Source organism: Enterobacter sp. RHBSTW-00975, assembly GCF_013615235.1.
In the GTDB taxonomy this organism is placed as follows: Bacteria; Pseudomonadota; Gammaproteobacteria; order Enterobacterales; family Enterobacteriaceae; genus Enterobacter; species Enterobacter ludwigii.
In genome coordinates, this window is record NZ_CP055883.1 from 4,408,746 (window position 1) to 4,434,231 (window position 25,486).

Genomic DNA, 25,486 nt, shown 5'->3' on the forward strand with positions numbered 1-25,486 from the left:
CCCTTCTTCAATGGGCGTATGATTATACCCAGGTAATTTAGTCAACTATTAGGCCAAAGCTATGATCCGTATTTCCGATTCTGCACAAGCGCACTTTGCCAAACTGCTGGCAAATCAGGAAGAAGGGACGCAGATCCGCGTGTTTGTGATCAATCCAGGCACTCCGAATGCAGAATGTGGTGTCTCTTATTGTCCTCCGGACGCAGTGGAAGCGACTGACACTGCCCTTAAATTTGAACAGCTCACGGCTTACGTTGATGAGCTGAGCGCACCGTATCTTGAAGATGCGGAGATCGACTTCGTCACCGATCAGCTGGGTTCTCAGCTGACCCTGAAAGCACCAAACGCCAAAATGCGTAAAGTGTCTGACGATGCCCCACTGATGGAGCGCGTCGAGTACCTGCTGCAGTCTCAGATCAACCCACAGCTGGCGGGCCACGGCGGTCGTGTTTCCCTGATGGAAATCACTGAAGACGGCCTGGCGATCCTGCAATTCGGCGGCGGCTGTAACGGTTGTTCAATGGTTGATGTCACGCTGAAAGAAGGGATCGAGAAGCAGCTGCTGAACGAATTCCCGGAACTGAAAGGTGTGCGCGATCTGACCGAACACCAGCGCGGCGAGCACTCTTACTACTAAGCGCCCGCCTGCTTTTGCCCGGTGGCGCTATGCTTACCGGGCCTGCTTTCCCCTCCCTGCCTTGCCTCCCCATATGTTGACCTGCGTCTCATAATTCAAATTTAGCCCCCCAGGGTGATTCTCAACCACGACATGTTACCCGTATCATTCTCGTGGGCACTAAGCACCTTCATAACAGCCGACTAAACTTAATAGTTTCCAAGGCAACAGTATTAGTGCCGTTAACACTCTGTTCCCAGTTGGGACAATCGGAATTTGTCGTTGAAACAATGACGTTACCCATAACAATTCAAAGGCCAGGTCAATCATGCCATTAGTCATCGTTGCTATCGGTGTTGTGTTATTACTGCTCTTGATGATCCGTTTCAAAATGAACGGGTTTATCGCTCTGGTTCTGGTGGCACTTGCAGTCGGTCTGATGCAAGGGATGCCGCTGGTGAAAGTCATCAGCTCCATTAAAGCCGGTGTCGGCGGGGCACGCTTGGTAGCCTGGCACTGATCATGGGCTTTGGCGCTATGCTCGGCAAAATGCTGGCGGACTGTGGGGGCGCCCAGCGTATTGCCACCACGCTGATTGCCAAATTTGGTAAGAAGAATATTCAGTGGGCGGTTGTGTTAACCGGGTTTACCGTCGGTTTCGCACTGTTCTATGAAGTGGGCTTCGTGCTGATGCTGCCACTGGTGTTCACCATCGCAGCGGCAGCGAACATTCCACTGCTGTATGTCGGTGTACCGATGGCCGCCGCGCTGTCCGTTACGCACGGTTTCCTGCCACCACACCCGGGTCCAACCGCGATCGCCACCATCTTCCATGCCGATATGGGTAAAACCCTGCTGTTCGGTACGATTCTGGCAATCCCGACGGTGATCCTGGCCGGCCCGGTTTATGCCCGCTTCCTGAAAGGGATTGATAAGCCTATCCCGGAAGGTCTGTACAGCGCGAAAACCTTCACGGAAGAAGAGATGCCTGGTTTTGGCGTCAGCGTCTGGACCTCTCTGGTGCCGGTCATCCTGATGGCGATGCGTGCCGTGGCGGAAATGATCCTGCCAAAAGGCCACCCGTTCCTGTCCGTTGCCGAGTTCCTGGGCGACCCGGTGATGGCGACGCTGATTGCGGTGCTGATTGCGATGTTCACCTTCGGCCTGAACCGTGGTCGTTCGATGGATCAGATTAACGACACGCTGACCTCTTCCATCAAAATCATTGCCATGATGCTGCTGATTATCGGTGGTGGCGGTGCGTTCAAGCAGGTGCTGGTCGACAGCGGCGTGGATAAATACATCGCGGCCATGATGCATGAAACCAATGTGTCACCGCTGCTGATGGCGTGGTCTATCGCTGCGGTGCTGCGTATCGCGCTCGGCTCTGCAACCGTTGCGGCAATCACCGCCGGTGGTATCGTTGCGCCGCTGATTGCGACGACGGGCGTGAGCCCTGAGCTGATGGTTATCGCGGTAGGTTCCGGTAGCGTGATTTTCTCTCACGTGAACGATCCGGGCTTCTGGCTGTTCAAGGAATATTTCAACCTGACTATCGGTGAAACCATCAAGTCCTGGTCTGCACTGGAAACCATTATTTCGGTGTGTGGTCTGGTCGGGGTTCTGCTGTTGAACATGGTTATCTGATATCAAAAAGCCGGGTAGCTTGCGCTTACCCGGCTTTCTTCTCTCTGCGAGACTACCGCGTTTTACCCACCGCTTTTCTGCGCTTATCCAAATCCTTAATCAGTCTGTTCACCCCGTCATCGGCAAACATCTTCTCAAGCGTGATGGACAATTTGCGACGCCAGTTCTTGTACTGATAGCTGGTGCCCGGAATGTTTACCGGCTCCGCCATATCAATCCAGTCTTCCGGCTGCAGACCCAGCAGGGCACTGTTGCTGTCGGCAATATAGCGCTGCAATCCGCGGTTGAGCGTAGGCGTCATCGACATCAGTGATGCCTTATGCCCGGCGCGTTTCGGCAGGCAGCCATGCTTGTGTAACGCATCAAGCAACCCTTGCTTCGCCAGCTCGCGATCCTGATACAGCCCGCGTAAGACCTCTTCATCCGGATACAGACCCAGCGTTTTACCGAGCGTCAGATCGCCGCTTTCCCAATAGCCACGAAGCGTAGGAAGGTCATGCGTCGTCGCGACTGCCATTGACTGTTCAGGGTACGCTTTCGGCGCGCGGAAGGTTTTCTCATGGTCGTTTTCAAAATAGAGCACTTTATAGGAGTAAACACCGCTGTCGCGGAGCTTACTGACAATCTCAACCGGCACGGTACCGAGATCTTCGCCGATCACCATGCACTGATGACGTTTACTCTCCAGCGCCAGGATCGAGAGCAGATCGTCAACCGGATACTGTACATACGCGCCGTGGTCAGCCGTTTCACCATAAGGGATCCACCACAGACGCAGGACGGACATCACGTGGTCAATTCGCAGCGCGCCGCAGTTTTGCATGTTGGCGCGCAGCAGGTCGATAAACGGCTCGTAAGCCCGCGCAGCCATGACGTGCGGATCCATCGGCGGCAAGCCCCAGTTCTGGCCGAGCGGGCCAAGAATATCCGGCGGTGCGCCCACGGAGGCCTTCAGGCAATAAAGCTCGCGGTCACACCAGGTTTCCGCCCCGCCTTCTGCCACGCCAACGGCCAGATCGCGGTACAGACCAATCGGCATTTTATAGCCCTGGCTCACCTGCCAGCAGGCGGCAAACTGGCTGTAAGCCAGCCACTGCAGCCAGAGGAAGAAATCCACCTCGTCAGCATATTTTTTGCAGAACGCCTGCACTTCGGGCGTATCGACAGATTGATACGCTTCCGGCCATACCGGCCAGCCCCAGCGCATTTCGTCCTCTTTTACCTGATAAGCATGCAATGCATCGAACGCCGCCTGCCAGTAAAGGCTCTCGCCTTCCTGAGCTACAAACTGGCGGAAAGCCGACATCTGCTCGTCATCACGCTGCGAAAAACCTTTCCACGCCAGACGTAACGCGGCCATTTTCAGTGCGGTGACGGTGGCATAGTCTACCCAGTCCGTCTCGCGCGCCTGCTTCAGCGCCTGCTGAGTGGTCGTGAGGTTCCACCACGCCTGAGCCTCTCTGCTGTTTTTAAAATCGTCTAAGGCATTCACGTCAATGTAAATCACGTTCAGCCAGCGACGGGATGACGGGCTGTACGGACTGGCACTTTCCGGGTTCGCCGGATAGAGCGCATGAATGGGGTTGAGGCCGATAAACGCACCGCCGCGCTCGCCCACATCCGCCAGCATCTTTTTCAGGTCGCCAAAATCGCCGATACCCCAGTTGCTGTCAGAGCGCAGCGTGTAGAGCTGCACGCAGGCCCCCCACAGCTTTTTACCCTCGAGCAACGCCTGCGGCTCATAGCAGCGTTTTGGCGCAACAATCACCCGACAATGAAAACGCTGGTCGTCCTGCGTGAGGGTTAACGTGTGATAGCCCTCCGGCAGTTTTGCCGGAAGGTTAAGCGCTTTGCCACCGGTGGCATGGCCTTTGTGCTGTTGCCCCTCTTCGGTCGTGAGCAGCCAGCTAAATTCGCCGCGCCCGTTTACCGTAAGCGGCATCTTCTTACCGGCGGTAAACACCTTCACGTTCGGCACCGGAGCAACCGACGCTTTCGCGTCGGTCTTGTGCATGGCATCCAGCAAACGTCTTTTGGTGTCGGCGCCAATAGACTGTGGTTTGCCGTGAGCATTAATGTAACTGAGGCTGATCCCCGCCGCCTGCGCGGCACTGTCCAGACGTTTACTCTCCATCGCGCTTCCTTAGCGTTTTGCCTGCCAGATACGAGCCTGATAATCACGGATTGAGCGGTCAGAACTGAACATCCCGCAACGGGCGGTGTTCAGAATGCACGCCCGGGTCCACGCTTCCTGGTCGCGATACAGCACATCGACCTGTTTTTGCGCGTCCACATAGGCCGTAAAGTCCGCCATGACCAGATACGGGTCACCGCCGTGTTTGTCCATGCTGTGCAGCATCTGGTCAAAGGCATGTTTATCGCCATCGCTGTACTTACCGCTTTCCAGCTCTTTCAAAACCGCATCAAGAACTTTGTCTTTCTTACGCCATTTCACCGGGTCGTAACCTTTGGCTTTGAGGGCTTTCACTTCTTCGACGGTATGGCCGAAGATAAAGATGTTCTCTTCCCCCACCTTTTCGGCGATCTCGACGTTCGCGCCGTCGAGCGTACCGACGGTCAGCGCACCGTTCAGCGCCAGCTTCATGTTGCCGGTACCGGAAGCTTCTTTCCCTGCCGTGGAGATCTGCTCGGAGATATCCGCCGCCGGGATCAGCATCTCAGCTGCAGAGACGCAGTAGTCCGGCAGGAACACCACCTTCAGCTTGTCACCCACTTTCGGATCGTTATTGATGGCCGCGGCCACTTTATTAATGGCGAGGATAATGTTTTTCGCCAGGTAGTAGCCCGGTGCGGCTTTCGCCCCAAACAGGAACACGCGCGGTACGCGGTCAGCCTGCGGGTTCTCGCGGATCTCTTTATACAGCGCCAGAATGTGCAGCAGGTTCAGGTGCTGGCGTTTGTACTCATGCAGACGTTTGATCTGAATATCGAAAATGGCGTTCGGGTTGATCTCAATGCCGGTACGCGCTTTGACAAAATGCGCCAGACGCACTTTGTTTTCGAGCTTAATGGCGCGGTACTGCTCGCGGAATGCAGCGTCGTCGGCATACTTTTCCAGATTGATAAGCTGGTCCAGATCGTTGGCCCACTCTTTCTTCAGGGTTTTGTCCAGCAGGCCGGCCAGCAGCGGGTTGCACTGCTTAATCCAGCGACGCGGCGTGATGCCGTTGGTCACGTTATGGAATTTGGTCGGCCACAGCTGGTGATATTCCGGGAACAGGTCTTTCACCACCAGATCCGAGTGCAGCGCCGCCACACCGTTCACCGCAAAACCGCTCACCACGCACATGTTCGCCATGCGCACCTGTTTGTCATGTACCACAGCCAGCTTCGCCCACACCGCTTTGTCGCCCGGCCAGGTTTTATCCACTTGCTTTTTAAACGCGTCGTTAATCTTGTTGATGATCTGCATATGACGTGGCAGCAGGGCTTTCACCAGCTTCTCATCCCAGCACTCCAGCGCTTCAGGCATCAGGGTGTGGTTGGTATAGGCAAACGTACGGCTGGTGATCGCCCACGCGTCATCCCAGCTCAGCTGGTGCTCGTCAATCAGCACGCGCAGCAGTTCAGGAATCGCAATCGTCGGGTGCGTATCGTTAAGCTGGATCACTTCGAAGTCCGGCAGCTGCGCCAGCTTGCGGCCCGCCAGGTGATGACGACGCAGAATATCCGCAATGGAACAGGCACACTGGAAGTACTGCTGCATCAGACGCAGTTTCTTGCCCGCCAGATGGTTGTCGTTCGGGTAAAGGACTTTGGTCAGTTTCTCAGCGTCGATCCCCTGCTGCTCGGCACGCAGGAAATCGCCGTCGTTGAATTTGGTCAGGTTGAAGGGATGAGCGTGCTTTGCCTGCCACAGACGCAGCGGTTGCGCCACGCCGTTACGGTAGCCCAGCACCGGCAGATCCCAGGCTTCGCCGGTCAGGGTAAACGCAGGCTCCCACAGCCCCTGCTTCGTGACTTTACCACCAATGCCTACCTGCACATCAAGCTGTGCATTGTGGCGGAACCAGGGGTAAGTATTGCGGTGCCAGTCATCCGGCGCTTCCATCTGATGACCATCAGCAAACGACTGACGGAACAGGCCGTACTGGTAGTTCAGACCGTAGCCAATGGCCGACTGACCGACGGTGGCCATCGAGTCAAGGAAACAGGCCGCCAGACGTCCCAGACCACCGTTACCCAGCGCCGGGTCAATCTCTTCTTCCAGCAGGTCGGTCAGGTTAATGTCATGCTCTTTCAGCACATCACCCACCTCCTGATACCAGCCGAGGTTCAGCAGGTTGTTACCTGTCAGACGGCCAATCAGGAACTCCATTGAGATGTAGTTAACGTGGCGCTGGTCTTTCGCCGGTTTTGCCAACGGTTGAGCATCCAGCTGCTCCGCGAGCGCACCGCTCACTGCCTGCCACCACTGGTGAGGCGTCATCGCGTTTGCAGCGTGAAGGCCAAAACGCTGCCACTGACGCGTCAGGGCAGCCTGGAATTGAGCTTTGTTAAAGGTAGGCTGTGACATAGGGAATTGGCATCCTGTAGAGAGAAAACACATGTTGGCGCTAGTGTGCCAGGCTCATTTCGCCTCTTCCTCATCCCGCAGGGGATTAGGCAGGGAGGAGTAGCGGGGATGAGCATAAAAGTGTGATCAAGGCCACTCTGAGAGCATAGTGTGAGTGTGCAAGGAAGAAAAAAAGATAACCGGGGAGAATGTCAAAAAAATGAAATACAGTTTCGAATGAAATTAATCCGCGCCGAAATGATTACTTACGCAGAATAATATTTCTGCAATGGGGCATTACCTAAGGGGATTATTAATCTCACTCAACTTTACCCGAACTTTATTAAATTTGACGTCACTATACCTTTCTAAAACCAGTTTCAGCGTAACCGTGTGACACTGGGACAAGCCAGCGCTGACGCGGTGTTAAAGCCATTCTGGAAAAGTTCCGGTACTCGCCTGAATGTTTTGTGACAGAGTGCAAATTCAGAGCCACAAAACCCAGACATAACTTGCAATAGTTCTCTTTCTGGCCGACCTTATAGCTATTAATTACGAAGCGCAAAAAAAATAAATTCTCTCGTTCCCCACAGTGAAGTGAAAACTATGTTGATTCCGTCTAAATTAAGTCGCCCGGTTCGTCTTGACCATACAGTGGTCCGCGAGCGTCTGCTGGCTAAACTTTCCGGCGCGCATAATTTCCGACTGGCGCTGGTTACGAGCCCTGCAGGTTATGGAAAAACAACGCTCATTTCGCAATGGGCCGCAGGTAAGAGCGACCTTGGCTGGTACTCCCTTGATGAGGGCGATAACCAGCAAGAGCGTTTTGCCAGCTATCTGATTGCCGCCATTCAGCAGGCAACCAACGGACACTGCGTTGCCAGTGAGGTCATGGTGCAAAAGCGCCAGTACGCCAGTCTGTCTTCTCTTTTCTCACAGCTGTTTATCGAACTGGCCGAATGGCATCGCCCGCTGTACGTGGTGATTGATGATTATCATCTCATCACTAACCCGGTTATCCATGAATCGATGCGTTTCTTCCTGCGTCATCAGCCGGAAAACCTGACCCTGGTCGTGCTGTCGCGTAACCTGCCGCAACTGGGCATCGCCAACCTGCGCGTGCGCGATCAGCTGCTGGAAGTCGGCAGCCAGCAGCTGGCCTTTACCCATCAGGAAGCCAAACAGTTCTTTGACTGCCGACTGAACTCGCCAATTGAGGCCTCCGAAAGCAGCCGCCTGTGTGATGATGTCGCCGGCTGGGCGACGGCGCTGCAGCTGATTGCTCTCTCTGCCCGGCAAAATAACAGCCCGACGCACCAGTCTGCGCGTCGCCTGGCGGGAATTAACGCGAGCCATCTTTCTGATTATCTCGTCGACGAAGTGCTGAATAGCGTTGATCCGTCGACCCGAAATTTCCTGCTCAAAAGTTCTCTGCTGCGTTCCATGAACGACGCGCTGATCGTGCGCGTGACCGGCTGTGAAAACGGCCAGCTGCAGCTGGAAGAGATTGAACGCCAGGGCCTGTTCCTGACCCGAATGGACGATCCCGGCGAGTGGTTCAGCTATCACCCACTGTTTGGCAGCTTCCTGCGCCAGCGCTGTCAGTGGGAGCTTGCGACGGAACTGCCGGAAATCCATCGCGCCGCCGCCGAAAGCTGGATGGCGCAAGGTTTCCCGAGCGAGGCGATTCACCACGCGCTTGCCGCCGGTGATGCCGGCATGCTGCGCGATATCCTCCTTAACCACGCATGGGGCTTGTTTAACCACAGCGAGCTGACGCTGCTTGAAGAGTCACTGAAAGCCCTGCCGTGGGAGAGCCTGCTGGAGAATCCGCGCCTGGTGCTGCTGCAGGCCTGGCTGATGCAGAGCCAGCATCGCTACAGTGAAGTAAATACCCTGCTGGCACGTGCCGAGCAGGAGATGGAAAGCGATATGGATGCCACCCTGCACGGCGAATTCAACGCCCTGCGGGCGCAGGTGGCGATTAACGACGGTGACCCGGAAGAGGCAGAGCGCCTGGCGATGGTTGCGCTGGATGAACTGCCGCTGGCCAATTTCTACAGCCGTATTGTTGCCACCTCGGTACACGGTGAAGTTCTGCACTGCAAAGGCGAGCTGACGCGCTCCCTTTCGCTCATGCAACAAACTGAACAGATGGCCCGTCGCCACGATGTCTGGCATTACGCGCTGTGGAGCCTGATCCAGCAAAGTGAAATTTTGTTTGCGCAGGGGTTCCTGCAGGCCGCCTGGGAAAATCAGGAAAAGGCCTTCCAGCTGATTCGTGAGCAGCATCTGGAACAGCTGCCGATGCACGAGTTCCTGCTGCGCATTCGTGCACAGCTCCTTTGGGCATGGTCGCGTCTGGATGAAGCGGAAAGCTGCGCCCGTCAGGGTGTGGACGTTCTCTCCAGCTTCCAGCCACAGCAGCAATTGCAGTGTCTGGCGCTGCTGGTTCAGTGCTCGCTGGCGCGTGGCGATCTTGATAACGCCCGCAACCACCTTAACCGTCTGGAAAACCTGCTCGGTAACGGTCAGTACCACAGCGACTGGGTGTCCAACGCCGATAAGGTGCGGGTGATTTACTGGCAGATGACCGGCGACAAAAAATCCGCCGCCAACTGGTTACGTCAGACCCCTAAACCGGAATTTGCCAACAACCACTTCCTGCAGAGCCAGTGGCGCAACATTGCCCGCGTCCAGATCCTGCTCGGTGAATTAGAACCTGCCGAAATCGTGCTGGAAGAGCTTAATGAAAACGCCCGCAGCCTGCGTCTGATGAGCGATCTCAACCGCAACCTGCTTCTGCTGAACCAGCTTTACTGGCAGGCGGGCCGCAAAAACGATGCCCAGCGCGTCCTGCTGGAAGCGCTGCAGCTGGCGAACCGCACCGGGTTTATCAGCCACTTTGTCATTGAAGGTGAAGTGATGGCCCAGCAGCTGCGACAGTTGATTCAACTCAATACGCTGCCAGAGCTGGATCAGCATCGTGCCCAGCGTATTCTGCGCGAGATTAACCAGCACCATCGCCATAAGTTTGCGCACTTTGATGAGAACTTCGTTGAACGTCTGCTGAACCATCCGGAAGTACCGGAACTGATCCGCACCAGCCCGCTCACTCAGCGCGAATGGCAGGTGCTGGGGCTGATCTACTCAGGCTACAGCAACGAGCAGATCGCCGGTGAACTGGCGGTGGCGGCGACCACCATCAAAACCCATATCCGCAATCTCTATCAGAAGCTGGGCGTCGCCCATCGTCAGGATGCGGTGCAGCATGCACAGCAGCTTCTAAAGATGATGGGGTACGGCGTGTAATTCCGGTGCGCGTGGGTGCCTTCACCCGGCCTGTTTTGCACAAACTAAAAACGGCAACCTTCGGTTGCCGTTTTGCTTTTACGTCAGCACAGTTCCAGCTGCAGATTATTATCCTTAATCACCTGCATCACGCCTGCCGGCGGCATCACGTCGGTATAAACCGCATCAACCATGCTGATGCTGCCCATATTCACCATCGCGTTACGGCCAAACTTGGAGTGGTCCACCACGAGCATAACGTGGCGTGAATTCTCAATAATCGCGCGCTTGGTGCGGACTTCATGATAATCAAACTCCAGCAGGGAGCCATCGCTGTCGATACCGCTGATCCCGAGAATGCCGAAATCGAGACGGAACTGAGAGATAAAGTCGAGCGTCGCTTCACCGATGATGCCGCCGTCGCGGCTGCGCAACTCGCCGCCCGCAAGAATGATGCGGAAATCGTCTTTCTGCATCAGGGTATTCGCGACATTCAGGTTATTGGTCACGACGCGCAGGTTTTCATGATCCAGCAGCGCATGGGCGACCGCTTCCGGCGTGGTGCCGATATCAATAAACAGCGTCGCCCCGTTAGGGATCTGGCTGGCGACTTTCCGCGCAATGCGCTCTTTTTCCGCCGTTTGCGTGGCTTTACGGTCATGCCATGAGGTGTTGACCGAGCTGGACGGCAGCGCCGCCCCGCCGTGGTGGCGCAGAATACGGTTTTGATCGGCAAGGTCGTTCAGGTCACGACGAATGGTCTGCGGGCTGACGGCAAACTGCTCGACCAGCTCTTCGGTGCTGACATATCCCTGTTTTTTAACCAGTTCGATAATGGCGTCATGACGTTGTGTTTGTTTCATCAATTATCCCTGAGAATTATGTTCGTTTTCGCGCATGGAGCGTGTCGGCAAACGCCATCGCCAGCCCAACGGCCAGCCCGGTGACGTGTGCACCATTGGCGATAGACATACCAAACAGATCAAACCATCCGGCAATTAGCCATATTAACGCAAAGGTTATTAACCCGCGTTGCAGATAGATGCCACTTTCAGGATCGCGCTCACCTCTGAGCCAGACATAGCCCATCAGGGCATACACAACACCTGATAATCCGCCAAACCACGGGCCGCTGAATTTGTGCTGCACATAGCCACTCAACAGGGCACTGATGACGGTGATCACAATCAGCTTCCCGCTGCCAAGACGCTTCTCGACGGCTCCGCCAAGGTACCACCACCACAGCAGGTTAAAGAGAATATGCATCACCGAGAAGTGCATCAGCGCGTGGGTAAAATAGCGCCAGACGTCAACGTCCAGTGAAGGGTCATAGGGCCATGCCAGGGCGATCATGACGCTCTGGTCGCCGACCACGTTCATCATAATGAACACGATAATGCAGGCCGCCATCAGCAGCAGCGTAAACGGACCCGCGCGTTCGCGCACGGTGGCAAAGAAGGGAAAACGACGATAGTGCAGCCCGCTGCCCGTCTGGCCTGATTGCCAGCTTGCGGCCAGATAGCGCGGGTCGCCAGGGTTCTCAAGGAATCGCGCCAGCTCCTCATTTACCCTCGCGGCCTGGCTCTCGTCGGCCAGCCACACATCGGTCTGATGATGTTGCTGGATGGTCAGAATAACGCCCTGCGTCGCCATATAGTCGACAAACGCCTGGGCGACGCGCGGGTTGGTAAAAGAGGTGATCATCAACATGGGCAGCCGTCGCTTATTTCCACACAAAAGGGGACAGTATAGCGGTATCAGCGCTCAAACGCGTATTCAACTTCTGCCGGGAAATGACGATGCCAGGCATCGAAACCGCCATCAACGCTGTAAACCGCATCGTAGCCCTGCTGAAGCAGGTACTGCGCTGCACCTTTACTGCTGTTGCCGTGGTAGCACATGACCATCACCGGCGTGTCGAAGTCGTTATCGCGCATAAACGCGCCCAGGGAGTCGTTGGTCAGGTGGAACGCGCCTGGCGTGTGGCCCATCGCAAAGCTCTGTGGATCGCGGATGTCCACCAGCACAGCCGTTCCCTGGTGCATTTTCTGATGGGCTTCTTCTACGTTAATACATTCAAACTGATCCATGGTGCTCTCATCTTATATTCAGGTGTGGTGCGCTTCCTCTCACCCCCACTCTCTCCTGAAGTGAGAAGGATGGGCGAGGGCATCAAGCGGCACTATTTTACCCCGTAGTGTACGTCCTGGCGGCGGGTAAACGCCATTATGTTATCCATATCACTCTAAATTGTTTTTTTGATGTTACCAAAAGCGCGTTCCTTTGCTATTATGAGCGATATCGAACATTTCTGAGCTTTAACGAAAGTGCGTGAGGGTGTTATGGAAACCAAAGATCTGATTGTGATAGGCGGTGGCATCAACGGTGCCGGGATTGCGGCCGATGCTGCAGGACGCGGTTTATCCGTGCTGATGCTGGAAGCTAACGATCTCGCCTGCGCGACCTCGTCCGCCAGCTCCAAACTGATCCACGGTGGCCTGCGCTACCTGGAACACTACGAATTCCGCCTGGTCAGCGAAGCCCTGGCCGAACGTGAAGTGCTGCTGAAAATGGCCCCGCATCTGGCGATTCCGATGCGCTTTCGCCTGCCCCACCGCCCGCATCTGCGTCCGGCGTGGATGATTCGAATCGGTCTGTTTATGTACGATCATCTGGGCAAACGTACCAGCCTGCCAGGATCGACCGGTTTGCGTTTTGGCTCAGAATCGGTCCTTAAACCTGAAATCGTGCGCGGATTCGAATATTCCGACTGCTGGGTAGACGATGCGCGTCTGGTCCTTGCCAATGCGCAGATGGTGGTGAAAAAGGGCGGCGAGGTGAAAACCCGCACCCGCGCCACGGCTGCCCGTCGTGAAAACGGCCTGTGGGTTGTTGAAGCGGAAGACGTGGATACCGGCGAGAAGTTCAGCTGGAAAGCGCGCGGCCTGGTGAACGCCACCGGGCCGTGGGTGAAACAGTTCTTTGATGAGGGAATGCACCTGCCTTCACCGTACGGCATCCGCCTGATCAAAGGCAGCCACATTGTCGTGCCACGCGTGCATACCCAGAAGCAGGCCTATATCCTGCAAAACGAAGATAAACGTATCGTGTTTGTGATCCCGTGGATGGACGAGTTCTCCATCATCGGCACCACCGACGTGGAGTACAAAGGCGATCCGAAAAATGTCGAGATCGACGAAAGTGAAGTCAGCTACCTGCTGAAAGTGTATAACGCGCACTTCAAAAAACAGCTGGCACGCGATGACGTGGTCTGGACCTACTCCGGCGTGCGTCCGCTGTGTGATGACGAATCGGACTCACCGCAGGCCATCACCCGCGACTATACGCTGGATATTCATGACGTGGACGGTCAGGCACCGCTGCTGTCGGTCTTTGGCGGCAAGCTCACTACCTATCGTAAGCTGGCCGAACACGCACTGGAAAAACTGGTGCCGTACTACAAAGGCATTGGCCCGGCCTGGACTAAAGGTGCCGTATTGCCTGGCGGCGATATCGGGGATAACCGCGATGATTATGCCGCGAAACTGCGCCGTCGCTACCCGTTCATCACCGAAGGGATGGCGCGTCACTACGCCCGTACCTACGGCAGTAATACGGAATGGATCCTGGGTGAAGCCAAAACGCTTGCCGACCTGGGTGAACATTTCGGTCACGAACTCTACGAAGCCGAACTGCGCTATCTGGTGGAGAACGAGTGGGTGCGCCGCCTGGATGATGCCATCTGGCGTCGTACCAAAGAAGGGATGTGGCTGGATGCCGAGCAGCAGTCGCGCGTGGCGCAGTGGCTGGCGCAGAACGCGGGAAAGCGTGAGCTGTCATTAGCATCGTGATGTAAAAAAGCCCGGTGGCGTTACGCTTCCCGGGCCTGCAGATTGCATAAGCCGGGTCAGGCGAAGCCGCCACCCGGCTCTGTTTTTTTTATAACCGCACGGGATCGATATGCCAGATAGTTTCAGCATATTCTTTGATAGTACGGTCTGATGAGAAATAGCCCATATTGGCGATGTTATGCATCGCGGCGCTGGTCCACTTCTCCTGCTGACGGTACAACTCGTCCACGTTGTCCTGGCAGTCGACATAGCTGCGGTAATCCGCCAGAACCTGATAGTGGTCACCAAAGTTAATCAGTGAATCGACCAGATCACGATAGCGGCTCGGCTCTTCAGGGTTAAACACGCCGGTGGCGATTTGCGTCAACACCTGGCGCAGCTCTTCATCTTCTTCGTAGTACTCGCGCGGCGAGTAGCCCTTCCTGCGAAGCGCCTCCACCTCCTCCGTCGTGTTACCGAAGATAAAGATATTTTCTGCCCCGACATGTTCCAGCATCTCAACGTTCGCGCCATCCAGCGTACCGATGGTCAGTGCGCCATTCAGGGCAAACTTCATATTACTGGTGCCGGAGGCTTCCGTACCGGCCGTGGAAATCTGCTCAGACAGGTCCGCCGCCGGAATGATCAACTGCGCCAGACTCACACTGTAGTTCGGGACAAAGACCACCTTCAGCTTGTCACCGATATCCGGATCGTTGTTGACCACCTTCGCCACATCATTGATGAGATGAATAATGTGCTTCGCCATGTAGTATGCCGACGCCGCCTTACCGGCAAAGATTTTCACCCGTGGCACCCAGTCGGCCGTTGGGTCGGCTTTGATGCGATTGTAGTGCGTGATGACGTGCAGCACGTTCATAAGCTGTCGCTTGTACTCATGGATACGCTTGATTTGCACATCAAACAACGCTTTCGGGTTGGCCACTACGTTCAGGTGCAGCGCAAGATACACCGACAGCCGCTTCTTGTTCAGAAGCTTGGCTTCACGCACGGCTTTGTTCACCGCCGGGAAATCCAGGTGCTGTTCAAGCTCACCCAGCTGACTCAAATCGGTACGCCAGGTGCGGCCAATATGTTCGTCCAGGACGTCGGAGAGCGGCTGGTTAGCCAGCGCCAGCCAGCGACGCGGGGTAACACCGTTCGTCACGTTGCAAAAACGCGTCGGGAAGATCTTCGCGAAATCAGCAAACAGCGACTGCACCATCAGGTTCGAGTGCAGTCCGGAAACCCCGTTCACCTTGTGGCTGATCACCACCGCCAGCCAGGCCATACGCACGCGGCGACCGTTGGATTCATCAATGATTGAGGCCCGGCTCAGCAGGCCAGTATCGTTCGGATACTGCTCCTGCAGCGTCTTCAGGAAGTAGTCGTTAATCTCAAAGATAATCTGCAGATGGCGCGGCAAAATTTTACCGAGCATGTCGACCGGCCAGGTTTCCAGCGCTTCGCTCATCAGGGTGTGGTTGGTGTACGAGAAGACCTGGCAGGTCACTTCAAACGCATCATCCCAGCTGAACTTGTGCTCGTCGATCAGCAAACGCATAAGCTCGGGGATCGAAAGCACCGGGTGGGTATCGTTGAGGTGAATCGCGGTTTTTTCCGCCAGGTTACTGTAGGTTTTGTGCAGCTGATAGTGACGGCTCAGGATGTCCTGAATCGTCGCGGACACAAGGAAATACTCCTGACGCAAACGCAGTTCGCGTCCGGAATAGGTCGAGTCGTCCGGATAAAGTACGCGGGAGACGTTTTCAGAGTGGTTTTTATCTTCCACCGCCGCAAAATAGTCGCCCTGGTTGAATTTACCGAGGTTGATTTCGCTACTGGCCTGGGCGCTCCACAGGCGCAGGGTATTGGTGGCATCGGTGTCGTAGCCGGGGATAATCTGGTCATAGGCCACGGCCAGGATCTCTTCCGTCTCAACCCAGCGGGATTTTTTTCCCTCCTGCTGAATACGGCCACCAAAGCGCACTTTGTAGCGCGTATTGTGTCGTTTGAATTCCCACGGGTTGCCGTACTCAAGCCAGTAGTCCGGAGACTCTTTCTGTCGGCCTTCCACAATGTTCTGTTTGAACATGCCGTAGTCGTAGCGAATCCCGTAGCCGCGGCCCGGCAGGGCCAGCGTCGCCAGCGAGTCCAGGAAACAGGCGGCCAGGCGCCCCAGGCCGCCGTTACCGAGGCCCGGGTCGTTCTCTTCGTCAATGAGCTCTTCTAAATCTAACCCCATCTCTTCCAGTGCGGTTTTGACGTCGTCGTAGATACCGAGCGACAACAACGCATTGGACAGCGTGCGGCCAATCAAAAATTCCATCGACAGGTAATAAACCTGCCGCGTTTCCTGCGAGAGCTGGGCGCGGTTAGAGCGCAGCCAGCGTTCCACTAAGCGGTCACGCACGGCAAACAGCGTGGCGTTCAGCCACTCGTGTTTGTTGGCGATGACCGGGTCTTTCCCGATGGTAAACATCAGCTTATAGGCGATAGAGTGCTTTAACGCCTCAACGCTGAGCGTGGGTGAAGAATAGCTAAAAGGAGCATTCATATCAGTAACTTCGCCTCGTTACATCAAGCGTTGATAAAGGTCGCGGTATGACTGCGCCGCAACGTGCCAGCCAAAGTCCAGAGACATCGCCTGACGCTGAACGTAACGCCACAGAGATGGACGGGACCACAAGACGAAAGCACGCCGAATCGCCCGCAGCAGCGACCAGGCATTACTGTCCTCAAAGACAAACCCACTGGCGATACCGTCCGCAAGGTTTTCCAGAGAACTGTCCGATACGGTATCCGCCAGCCCGCCAGTACGACGTACCAGCGGCAGCGTGCCGTATTTCAGGCCATAGAGCTGCGTCAGGCCACACGGTTCGAAACGACTCGGCACCAGAATGACGTCAGCACCGCCCATAATCCGGTGCGAAAACGCTTCGTGATAGCCAATCTGCACCCCTACCTGCCCGGGGTGTTCCGCCGCTGCCGCAAGGAAACCTTCCTGCAGCACCGGGTCGCCGGCACCGAGCAGCGCCAGTTGCCCACCCTGCTCCAGTAAGCCCGGCAGCGCCTCCAGCACTAAATCCAGCCCTTTCTGGCTGGTCAGACGGCTGACGACGGCGAACAGCGGCACTTTATCGTTCACCTTCAGCCCCATCGCAATCTGCAGCTGGCGTTTGTTTTCCGCTTTGTCTTCCACGGAATCGCGGCCATAGCGTGCCGCCAGCAGAAGATCGGTCTCCGGATTCCAGATCTGCTCATCAACGCCGTTGAGGATCCCCGACAGGCGGCCCTCACGATGGCGCTGTCGCAGCAGCCCTTCCAGACCGTTACCAAACTCCGGCTGGGTAATTTCCCGGGCGTAGGTCGGGCTCACGGCCGTAATGTGATCGGCGTAGTAGATGCCGGCTTTCAGGAACGAAATCTGCCCGTTAAACTCCAGCCCGTGCATGTTATAGAACGACCATGGCAGATCGATGTCATTCATGTGATGGGCATAGTACATGCCCTGATACGCCAGGTTGTGAACGGTAAAAACCGATTTCGCCGGGTGGCCGCGCGCCGCCAGATACGCCGGTGCAAGCCCGGCGTGCCAGTCGTGAGCGTGTACCACATTCGGGCGCCAGAACGGATCCAGCCCGGTTGCCATTTCAGCACCGACCCAGCCGAGCAGTGCGAAACGCAGCACGTTGTCGGTATAGGCGAACAGGTTCGTATCGTGATACGGGCTACCCGGTCGATCGTATAAATGCGGCGCATCAATCAGGTAAATGCCTACGCCATTGTAATGTCCAAACAGCAGGGTGATGCGTCCGGCGAAGGTTTCACGACGAGTGACCACCTTTGCATCTGGAATACCACGCCGGATATCCGGAAAAGCGGGCAACAGAACTCGGGTATCTACACCCCCGGCGATTTGCGCCGCAGGCAATGCGCCAAGAACATCCGCCAGACCGCCCGTTTTTAACAACGGGAACATCTCAGAACATACATGTAAAACCTGCATTATCGCTCCTGTTTGACCTGCAGCTTCCGCAACATTTCCCGTGTTACTAACACGATCCCCTCTTCCGAACGGTAGAAACGACGCGCGTCTTCTTCCGCATTTTCACCAATCACCATGCCTTCAGGTATGACGCAGGCACGGTCGATAACGCAACGGCGCAGACGGCATGAGCGTCCGACCCAGACATCCGGCAGCAGCACCGCCGAATCGATATTACAGAATGAGTTCACGCGCACGCGGGGGAACAGCACCGACTGCACCACCACCGACCCCGAGATAATGCATCCGCCGGACACCAGCGAGTTCAGCGTCATGCCGTGACTGCCGGAGCGGTCCTGAACGAATTTCGCCGGCGGCAGCGATTCCATGTGGGTACGGATTGGCCAGTTCTGGTCGTACATATCCAGTTCAGGCGTCACCGACGCGAGATCGAGGTTTGCCTTCCAGTAGGCCTCCAGCGTTCCGACGTCGCGCCAGTAAGGTTCAGCATTCGGATCAGACTGCACGCAGGACAACGGGAAGGGATGTGCATACGCCATGCCAGCTTTGGTAATTTTCGGAATGATATCTTTGCCGAAGTCGTGGCTGGAGTTTTCGTCTTTGTCGTCTTCTTCCAGCAGCGCGTAAAGATAATCGGCATCAAAGACATAGATCCCCATGCTGGCGAGCGATTTGGTATCGTCCCCTGGCATTGTCGGTGGGTTCGCCGGTTTTTCGACAAAATCGATAATCTTGTCGTCGGCGTCGACGTGCATCACCCCAAATGCCGTCGCCTCAGCAACAGGCACGGGCAGGCATGCCACGGTGCAACGCGCCCCTTTTTCGACGTGGTCGATCAGCATATGGGAGTAGTCTTGCTTGTAGATATGATCGCCCGCGAGGATCACGATGTATTCCGCGTTATAACGACGAATAATGTCGAGGTTTTGCGTCACCGCATCCGCCGTCCCGCGATACCAGTTCTCACCGTGAACGCGCTGCTGGGCAGGCAGAAGATCGACAAACTCATTCATCTCTTCACTGAAGAATGACCAGCCGCGCTGGATGTGCTGCACCAGAGTATGCGACTGATACTGCGTAATGACGCCAATGCGGCGAATGCCTGAGTTCAGGCAGTTGGAGAGCGCAAAGTCGATAATACGGAACTTACCACCAAAGTGGACGGCAGGTTTGGCGCGTTTGATGGTCAAATCTTTCAGACGAGTACCACGCCCGCCTGCGAGTATCAGGGCAACAGTTTTTAATGGTAGCTGGCGTGCCAACATTAAGGGATCGTTCTTCTCTAATCTAACCATGACTAACTCCTTTTTTATCATCTTTGGAATACGCACACTCCGTGCGCAGGCCCGTGCCAGACAGCCATTACTACCGGATTATCCGCTCCGGCAAATGGGGGAACAGCGCGCCATTCCCCGTCAGGTAAAACAATCTCAGCGACGTCATCCGTCGCGTTCAGCGTGACCAGCCACCTCTCCGAAAGCAGGATTTGCAGGCGTGGTACGCCGTGTTGCCACTCTTGCGCGCTTAAGGGTTGCGCGTCTTGATTCAGCCAGCGGACATTACCGTCGCCCTCTTCCCACCAGCGATCGGCGGTGAGCGCGGGAATTTGCTGGCGAAGATGGCTCAGCGCAGCGGTAAAGTGAATCAACCCGCTGTTCGCTTCACCCCAGTCGAGCCAGGTCAACGTGTTGTCCTGGCAATACGCATTGTTGTTACCATGCTGACTGTGACCATGTTCATCGCCTGCCAGCAGCATCGGCGTGCCCTGCGACAATAACAGCGTTGTCAGCAGCGCATGCACGCTGGCGCGTCGCCGCTCGATAACATCAAGGCTTCCGCCTAACCCTTCTATACCATGATTGAAGCTATGGTTATTGTTAGTGCCATCGCGATTCTCCTCGCCGTTCGCTTCATTGTGTTTCTGATTGAAACAAACGCAGTCCCGGAGCGTAAAACCGTCGTGCGCCGTCAGCAGGTTGATCGTCGCAGACGGTCGTTTGCCATCGCGCTTAAAAAGATCGCTGGACCCGGCAAAGCGTCCGGCGAACTCCCCCAGCGACAGATTCCGTTCCAGCCAGAAGCGGCGCGCGGCATCGCGATAGTGATCGTTCCACTCGGCAAACAGGGGCGGGAAATTCCCGACCTGATAACCCCCTTCACCGATGTCCCACGGCTCGGCAATGAGCTTCACCTGTGACAGCACCGGACAGTTTTTGATCGCTTCAAACAGCGGCGCCTGCTGGCTGAAGGCCGGCGTACGCCCCATAACGGGTGCCAGATCAAAACGAAAACCGTCGACGTGGAACATGTCCACCCAGTACTTCAGGCATTCATACGCGAAATGCATGACCGCCGGGTGGCTGAGATTGAGCGTGTTACCGCAACCGGTCCAGTTGAAGTAATCGCCATCGTCCCTGATCCAATAATAGCTACGGTTATCAATTCCGCGCATGGAGAGCGTCGGTCCATCGAGATCGCTTTCCGCACTGTGGTTCAGTACCACGTCCAGAATGACCTCAATACCTGCCGCATGAAGCGCCTTTACCGCATCACGAAACTCGTCCCGCGCCTTGTCCGGATGAGTGGCATAGCGGGGTTCGAGCGCAAACATCGCCAGCGGGTTGTAGCCCCAGTAGTTACTGAGCCCCAGCCGCTGCAGACGAGGTTCACTGGCAAAATGCGCGACGGGCAACAGCTCCAGGGCCGTGATCCCGAGGTGCTTGAGGTAGGCAATCATGGTCGGATGACCGAGCGCCTTGTAGGTGCCGCGCATCTCTTTCGGGATTGACGGATGCAGATACGTCAGCCCTTTAACATGCGCCTCGTAGATAACGGTGTTGCCCCACGGCGTGCGCGGCGGGGCATCGTCTTCCCAGTCGTAGAGATCGTTCACCACCACGCTTTTAGGCGCCACGGGGGCGCTGTCGCGGTGGTCGGGTTCACCGTAGCCGACATGGAAAATAGGGTCGTCTTTAAACTCGCCATCCACGCGGTGCGCACACGGATCGATCAGCAGCTTCGCCGGGTTAAACCAGTGCCCCTGCGCAGGTGCCCACGGGCCGTGTACGCGATAGCCGTAGTGCATTCCTGGCCGTCCCCCGGCCAGGTAGCCGTGCCAGGTATCTCCTGTGCGAGACGGCAGGTCGTAACGATGTTCATTACCCTCGCCGTCAAATACGCACAGTTCAACCCGCTCCGCATGGGCAGAAAAGAGCGTGAAATTCACCCCCTTTCCATCAAAATGTGCCCCGAGCGGTTCGGGTTTACCTGCCGTAAGCTGGGTCATTCCCCCTCCCGGATCAGCCAGATGGTACTGAGCGGCGGTAGCGTAAGGCTCAGGGAATTCGGTCGCCCGTGGCTTTCAATGGCATCGCTTTGCACCAGACCACCGTTACCGGCATTGCTGCCGTGGTAGTGCGTGGAATCGGTATTCAGGATTTCACGCCACTTGCCGGCCTGGTTAATCCCGAAGCGATAATGATGGCGCGGTACAGGGGTAAAGTTGCTGGCGACGATAATTTCGTTGCCGGCTTTATCCCGCCGCACAAAGACAAACACCGAGCGCTCATGGTCATCCACCACCAGCCACTCGAAACCGTACGGGTCAAAATCAAGCTCATGCAGGGCTTTGTGGTGACGGTAGGTCAGGTTCAGGTCCCGCACCAGACGCTGCACGCCGTGGTGCCAGTTGTCGCCCCCTTCCAGCAGATGCCAGTCGAGGCTGGTGTCGTGGTTCCACTCGCGCCCCTGGGCGAACTCATTGCCCATAAACAGCAGTTTTTTACCCGGGAAGGCGAACATCCAGCCGTAGTAGGCACGCAGGTTGGCGAACTTCTGCCATGCATCGCCCGGCATGCGGTCGAGAATGGATTTTTTGCCATGCACCACTTCGTCATGCGACAGCGGCAGCATGAAGTTCTCGGTGTAGTTGTAGAGCAGCCCGAAGGTGAGTTTGTCATGGTGATACTGACGGTAGACGGGATCCAGCTTCATGTAGTCGAGCGTGTCGTGCATCCACCCCAGGTTCCATTTGTACCAGAACCCCAGTCCGCCGGTTGACGGTGGACGGGAGACGCCAGGGAAGTCGGTGGACTCTTCCGCCATCGTCACCGCACCTTCTACCTGCTCGCCGATAATACGGTTGGTGTTGCGCAGAAACTCAATCGCTTCCAGGTTTTCACGGCCGCCATACTCGTTTGGGATCCACTCGCCTTCTTTGCGGCTGTAGTCGCGGTAGATCATCGACGCCACGGCATCAACGCGCAGGGCATCAATGCCAAAGCGCTCAATCCAGTACAGCGCATTGCCCACGAGGTAGTTTGCCACTTCACGACGACCGTAGTTGTAGATCAGCGTGTTCCAGTCCTGGTGATAGCCTTCGCGCGGGTCGCTGTGCTCGTACAGCTTAGTGCCGTCAAATTCTGAAAGACTAAAATCATCGGACGGGAAATGGCCCGGCACCCAGTCGAGGATCACGTTTAACCCGGCGGCGTGCGCGGCATTGATAAAATAGCGGAAGTCATCGCGCGTGCCGAAGCGACGCGTCGGGGCATACATCCCGGTCGGCTGATAACCCCAGCTTCCGTCGAACGGGTGTTCATTAATTGGCAGCAGCTCAAGGTGGGTAAAGCCCATCCATTTCGCGTACGGAACCAGCTGGTCAGCAAGCTCCCGGTAGCTGAGCCAGAAGTTGTTATCGGTATGGCGACGCCAGGAACCGAGATGCACTTCGTAGACGGAGATTGGCGCATCAAAGCGGTTGGCCTGCTTGCGTTCTTCACTCTGGACAACTTTCTCCGGCAGGCCGCAAATCATTGACGCGGTTTCCGGACGCATTTGCGCTTCGAAGGCGTACGGGTCGGACTTAATACGCAGCTTGCCGTGCGCATCGATCATCTCGAATTTATACAGCTGGCCGTTGTGCGCGCCGGGGATAAACAGCTCCCAGATACCGCTTTCACGGCGCAGACGCATCGGGTGACGACGGCCATCCCAGTAGTTGAACTGGCCAACAACGGAGACTCGCTGGGCGTTAGGCGCCCACACGGCAAACCGCGTGCCGGTGATGCCATCCATCGTATCGGCATGGGCACCCAGCGTTTCATAAGGTCGCAGGTGAGTACCTTCAGACAGCAGCCACGCGTCCATCTCCTGTAAAAGAGGCCCAAAACTGTAGGGATCATCGATGAGATTTTGCTGACCATGCCAGATAACGGCAAGCTGATAACGAAAAGGGTTTTTACGACGGGGCATTACGCCCGAAAAGAAGCCACGAGAATCGAGGCATTCCAGATTGCCGACCTTGCGGCCGGTTTTGGGTTCGATAACCCACACTTCTGTGGCATCCGGTAACAGTGCCCGGACTTCCAGCCCGGCCTCGGTACGGTGCATCCCCAGTACGGAAAAGGGGTCGGCAAAATGACCCGCAATAAGCGCATTAATCACGTCTCTATCCACACGATCGGACATGGTATTCATCCTGTTTTTTATGTCGTCCTTTTTTAGCGCCTGGGACGACTTTAATGTGACCTGAACGGGCATCCTCTCAGCCCCGTCCTAACCTCAGGTAAGAAATAACTCTTCCTTAAAGCATAGCCAACGCTCTAAATGACTCCTGATAAAAAATAAGACATATGCGTTTTACTCCATGTAGTACGCGGAAAAGGGGGTGAAAATCACCCCCCGGGGTTTAACAAATTATTACGCCAGCTGGCGCAGCATGCGACGCAGCGGCTCGGCTGCGCCCCACAGAAGCTGGTCGCCGACGGTGAATGCAGAAAGGAACTCCGGCCCCATGTTCAGCTTACGCAGACGACCAACCGGGGTGGTCAGCGTGCCGGTGACGGCAGCCGGGGTCAATTCACGCATGGTGATGTCGCGATCGTTTGGAACCACTTTCGCCCACGGGTTGTGTGCAGCCAGCAGCTCTTCCACGGTCGGAATCGACACATCTTTTTTCAGTTTAATCGTGAAGGCCTGGCTGTGGCAGCGCAGCGCGCCGATACGTACGCACAGACCGTCAACTGGAATGGTGTTCGCGGTATTGAGTATTTTGTTGGTCTCAGCCTGACCTTTCCACTCTTCGCGGGTCTGGCCGTTATCCAGCTGTTTGTCGATCCACGGGATCAGACCACCGGCCAGCGGTACACCAAAGTTATCCACCGGCAGCTCGCCGCTGCGGGTCAGCTCGGTGACTTTACGCTCGATATCGAGAATAGCGGAGGCCGGATTTGCCAGCTCGGTCGCAACGCTGTGGTGCAACTGGCCCATCTGCGTCAGCAGTTCGCGCATATGACGCGCACCGCCGCCGGATGCGGCCTGGTAAGTCGCCACGGAGACCCACTCCACCAGGTCCTGTGCGAACAGGCCGCCGAGGGACATCAGCATCAGGCTGACGGTGCAGTTACCGCCGACAAAGGTTTTTACGCCGTTGTTCAGGCCGTCGGTGATGACGTCCTGGTTGACCGGGTCGAGAATGATGATGGCATCGTCTTTCATGCGCAGTGAAGACGCCGCATCAATCCAGTAGCCCTGCCAGCCGCTTTCACGCAGCTTTGGATAAATTTCGTTGGTATAATCGCCGCCCTGGCAAGTGACAATAATGTCGAGTGCCTTCAGCGCTTCCAGATCGAAAGCATCCTGCAACGTACCGGTGCTGCCGCCAAAAGAAGGTGCAGCCTGGCCGAGCTGGGAAGTGGAGAAGAAGACCGGGCGGATGGCGTCAAAATCGCGCTCTTCAACCATGCGTTGCATGAGAACAGAGCCGACCATACCGCGCCAGCCGATAAAACCAACGTTTTTCATAGCATTTTTTTCCTGCAGAGGGTGTGTGCTGATTGTGCAAACCAGTATTCAACTGGGATATGCTTCACATTACAAAATGCTGCCAAAGTCGCAAGCGAAATTAATCGATGATGGCCCGCCAATCAGAAATAGCGCTAATCATCATAATAACCATAGAGAGTTTCAGGGATAATTTTAATGAGTGAAATCATATCCGCGGCGGTTTTATTGATCCTGATAATGGATCCTCTGGGCAACCTGCCTATCTTCATGTCGGTGCTGAAGCACACCGAACCCAAACGCCGTCGGGCGATCATGATCCGCGAGCTGCTTATCGCGCTGCTGGTGATGTTCATCTTCCTGTTTGCCGGTGAGAAAATCCTCGCCTTCCTGAATCTGCGTGCCGAAACGGTTTCGATTTCCGGTGGGATTATCCTGTTCCTGATAGCGATTAAGATGATTTTCCCGAGCGCTGAAGGCAGCAGCAGCGGCCTGCCCGCGGGGGAAGAGCCGTTTATTGTGCCGCTGGCGATTCCCCTCGTCGCCGGACCGACGATTCTGGCAACGCTGATGCTGTTGTCGCATCAGTACCCCAATCAGATGAGCCATCTGGTGATTGCCTTGCTGATTGCCTGGGGCGGGACGTTTATCATTTTGCTGCAGTCGTCGTTGTTCCTGCGCCTGCTGGGTGAGAAAGGCGTAAACGCGCTGGAGCGCCTGATGGGGTTGATTCTAGTGATGATGGCGACGCAGATGTTCCTGGACGGGATCCGCGCGTGGATGAAGGGCTAGGT

At 56.0% G+C, this 25,486-nt stretch carries 15 protein-coding genes and 1 pseudogene; 5 read left to right on the top strand and 11 right to left on the bottom strand.

The genetic code is table 11. The annotated features are described in order from the left end of the window. The first annotated feature begins 61 nt into the window (after positions 1–61). Together nfuA and gntT are read left to right on the top strand one after the other, a co-directional pair. Positions 62–637 carry a Fe-S biogenesis protein NfuA gene (gene nfuA / locus HV340_RS21410; protein WP_003861601.1) on the top strand — a complete coding sequence of 192 codons (576 nt, stop codon included), beginning with the start codon at positions 62–64 and terminating at the stop codon, positions 635–637. A 307-nt stretch (positions 638–944) separates the two neighbouring features. Beyond that, positions 945–2,263 (top strand): annotated as a pseudogene (gene gntT / locus HV340_RS21415) (gluconate transporter). A 52-nt stretch (positions 2,264–2,315) separates the two neighbouring features. Here gntT and malQ read toward each other — a convergent pair. Continuing rightward, complete coding sequence (malQ, locus tag HV340_RS21420; RefSeq protein ID WP_059305704.1) at positions 2,316–4,397, bottom strand: 4-alpha-glucanotransferase; 2,082 nt, start codon at positions 4,395–4,397, stop codon at positions 2,316–2,318. Between the two features lie 9 nt (positions 4,398–4,406). Further along, a complete protein-coding gene (malP, locus tag HV340_RS21425) occupies positions 4,407–6,800 on the bottom strand; it encodes a maltodextrin phosphorylase (protein WP_063925811.1) in 2,394 nt (797 codons plus the stop codon). A gap of 585 nt (positions 6,801–7,385) precedes the next feature. On the opposite strand from malP, the gene malT reads away from it, so the two are divergent. Beyond that, positions 7,386–10,091 (top strand): HTH-type transcriptional regulator MalT, encoded by a 2,706-nt coding sequence (malT, locus tag HV340_RS21430; RefSeq protein ID WP_020884564.1) that lies wholly within the window; start codon positions 7,386–7,388, stop codon positions 10,089–10,091. Between the two features lie 83 nt (positions 10,092–10,174). Here malT and HV340_RS21435 read toward each other — a convergent pair whose 3' ends face one another. From HV340_RS21435 to glpE, 3 genes are read right to left on the bottom strand one after another with little or no spacing between them, the layout of a single operon-like run. Beyond that, positions 10,175–10,933: a DeoR/GlpR family transcriptional regulator gene (locus tag HV340_RS21435; protein ID WP_008503060.1), complete on the bottom strand. Its 759-nt coding sequence runs from the start codon at positions 10,931–10,933 to the stop codon at positions 10,175–10,177. Between the two features lie 16 nt (positions 10,934–10,949). Beyond that, positions 10,950–11,780, bottom strand: coding sequence for a rhomboid family intramembrane serine protease GlpG (gene glpG / locus HV340_RS21440; RefSeq protein ID WP_032679123.1), 831 nt, complete (start codon positions 11,778–11,780; stop codon positions 10,950–10,952). 47 nt (positions 11,781–11,827) lie between these two features. Beyond that, entirely contained in the window at positions 11,828–12,160 is a 333-nt protein-coding gene (glpE, locus tag HV340_RS21445) for a thiosulfate sulfurtransferase GlpE (RefSeq protein ID WP_020884562.1), read from the bottom strand. Between the two features lie 252 nt (positions 12,161–12,412). Between glpE and glpD the strand changes: the two genes are divergently transcribed. Continuing rightward, a complete protein-coding gene (gene glpD / locus HV340_RS21450; protein ID WP_020884561.1) occupies positions 12,413–13,921 on the top strand; it encodes a glycerol-3-phosphate dehydrogenase in 1,509 nt (502 codons plus the stop codon). Positions 13,922–14,009: 88 nt separating this feature from the next. Here glpD and glgP read toward each other — a convergent pair whose 3' ends face one another. The 6 genes from glgP to asd all read right to left on the bottom strand — a co-directional run bounded on the left by glgP (position 14,010) and on the right by asd (position 24,713). Then, positions 14,010–16,457, bottom strand: a complete 2,448-nt coding sequence (gene glgP, locus HV340_RS21455) for a glycogen phosphorylase (protein WP_014171981.1) — start codon at positions 16,455–16,457, stop codon at positions 14,010–14,012. A gap of 18 nt (positions 16,458–16,475) precedes the next feature. Next, complete coding sequence (glgA, locus tag HV340_RS21460; protein WP_014171982.1) at positions 16,476–17,909, bottom strand: glycogen synthase GlgA; 1,434 nt, start codon at positions 17,907–17,909, stop codon at positions 16,476–16,478. After that, the gene (glgC, locus tag HV340_RS21465) at positions 17,909–19,204 is read right to left on the bottom strand and encodes a glucose-1-phosphate adenylyltransferase (RefSeq protein ID WP_020884559.1); all 1,296 of its coding nucleotides are present in this window, start codon (positions 19,202–19,204) and stop codon (positions 17,909–17,911) included. Before glgC ends, glgA begins: the two co-directional genes overlap by 1 nt. Before the next feature lie 17 nt (positions 19,205–19,221). Next, positions 19,222–21,195, bottom strand: coding sequence for a glycogen debranching protein GlgX (glgX, locus tag HV340_RS21470; RefSeq protein ID WP_181216213.1), 1,974 nt, complete (start codon positions 21,193–21,195; stop codon positions 19,222–19,224). Continuing rightward, positions 21,192–23,378, bottom strand: coding sequence for a 1,4-alpha-glucan branching enzyme (glgB, locus tag HV340_RS21475; RefSeq protein WP_020884557.1), 2,187 nt, complete (start codon positions 23,376–23,378; stop codon positions 21,192–21,194). The genes glgX and glgB overlap by 4 nt, the downstream gene beginning before the upstream one ends. 231 nt (positions 23,379–23,609) lie before the next feature. Then, the gene (asd, locus tag HV340_RS21480) at positions 23,610–24,713 is read right to left on the bottom strand and encodes an aspartate-semialdehyde dehydrogenase (protein ID WP_014171986.1); all 1,104 of its coding nucleotides are present in this window, start codon (positions 24,711–24,713) and stop codon (positions 23,610–23,612) included. 177 nt (positions 24,714–24,890) lie between these two features. Between asd and yhgN the strand changes: the two genes are divergently transcribed. Beyond that, positions 24,891–25,484, top strand: coding sequence for an NAAT family transporter YhgN (gene yhgN / locus HV340_RS21485; RefSeq protein WP_003861574.1), 594 nt, complete (start codon positions 24,891–24,893; stop codon positions 25,482–25,484). The last annotated feature ends 2 nt before the right edge of the window (positions 25,485–25,486 follow it).